The organism is Allobosea sp., from assembly GCF_051860145.1.
Lineage (GTDB): Bacteria > Pseudomonadota > Alphaproteobacteria > Rhizobiales > Beijerinckiaceae > Allobosea.
This window is the reverse complement of sequence record NZ_JBHYEM010000050.1, coordinates 461-749: the sequence shown is the minus strand read 5'-3', so window position 1 is coordinate 749 and position 289 is coordinate 461. Positions and strand designations below refer to the sequence as shown.

General features: G+C 61.6%; 1 protein-coding gene. It reads left to right on the top strand.

Annotated features, from left to right (window positions below; all coding sequences use genetic code 11):
• A partial coding sequence (locus ACTIF2_RS27620; RefSeq protein ID WP_439500344.1) for a hypothetical protein occupies nt 1-246 on the top strand: 246 nt, incomplete at its 5' end.
• Nucleotides 247-289 lie beyond the last annotated feature (43 nt).

Sequence of the window (289 nt, the reverse complement as noted above, 5' to 3'; positions counted from 1 at the left end):
CGTGTGCTGAATCTCGACCAATTCGCAAGTGAGACCGCGTGCTTGACGGGGCGGCTTCATCGGCGGAAACACTGTACCGATCGATCCGATCGACTGGAAAATGACGCCATGCAGCGACTCAGCCGTATCACGCTTGCCGGATTTCTCGCGCTTGCTCTCGCCGCCTGCGCCACGACGCCGCCGCCCGACCTGACGCCGCCGCAGAAGCGACTCGATGCCAAGACCACGCTCGAGAACAAATACTGATCCCGGTCGCCGGCTGGAGCAATTTCCGATCCGACTGGATCGT